Source organism: Pontibacter beigongshangensis (assembly GCF_014332515.1).
Taxonomy (GTDB): Bacteria; Bacteroidota; Bacteroidia; order Cytophagales; family Hymenobacteraceae; genus Pontibacter; species Pontibacter beigongshangensis.
The window spans coordinates 1-958 of the sequence record NZ_VFSD01000061.1 but is presented as its reverse complement, the minus strand read 5'-3'; the positions used below and the strand labels follow the sequence as shown (position 1 = coordinate 958).

The following is a 958-nucleotide window of genomic DNA, read 5'->3' as shown; positions in this document are numbered from 1 at the left end:
GCCCTTTCTGATCGGCGCAATAGCAGTATCATGCGAGCAAAAAGAACTAGAGGAGCTTGCTCCTAACTCATCCATTACCTCAGAGAGCACGCAGCGGGCCATAGCTGGCAACCTGCTGTTCGAAGAAACCTTTGAAAACAGCACCGTATTTTCCGGGCTCAGGGAGCAATTCGGAACAAGCCACGCTTTTAATGTAAACAGTAGCACAGTATTTAACGGAAGCAAGTCCGGCCGCTTTGAGCTGCGCGACTCTGACCCGATGGTAAGCAACGGAACCCGGACGGAGGTCTTGTTCCCGGTCCAGGACAACCTGAACAGGTGGTATGCCTTCTCCATCTACCTGCCCTCTTCCGAGTGGCAATCAGACAGCAAGCAGGATGTGATAAGCCAGTGGCACCAGGGGGGGGGCAAAAACCCTTCTTCTTCTCTGCGGATCTACAAAGACAAGCTTCGGTTCGACGTAAGAAAGGATCCTTCCACCCGCGAGGTCATGGACCTGGGCGCCGTCATCAAGGACGAATGGCAAACCTTTGTCGTGCACATCAAGCACGCCCATGGCTCGGACGGGCTGGTGGAGATCTGGCACAATGGGAAAAAGGTTGTCAATTACGTTGGGGGTAACAGCTACGACGCCAGTTTCGATTCCCCAAGGTGGAAGTTGGGCCTCTATAAGTCTGACTGGAACAACAGCCTGACCACTGACGTCAAGAAGCGGGTCCTTTACTATGACGAGATCAGGATGGGTAATGAGAAGGCTACCCTAGCCGACATGATGCCGAGAACTGGTAGCTCCCCTATTGTAACTGATGCTCCATCAAGTTCTACTAATGCTTCGTTTTTAACGAACTCTGGCGGGCAGCAGTTCAAAGACAGCCAGTCGCGCACCTGGTCTGCCGACGGTGGCTTCTCTGGCGGGGTGAGCGCAGAGAAGGCGATCGCGGTGTCGGGCACAAAAGAC

The 958-nt window shown here is 53.9% G+C and carries 1 protein-coding gene; it reads left to right on the top strand.

The window, feature by feature from the left end; genetic code table 11:
- Positions 1-958, top strand: a 958-nt coding sequence (locus tag FJM74_RS22090; protein WP_187264820.1) for a polysaccharide lyase, incomplete at both ends; no start/stop codon positions are given.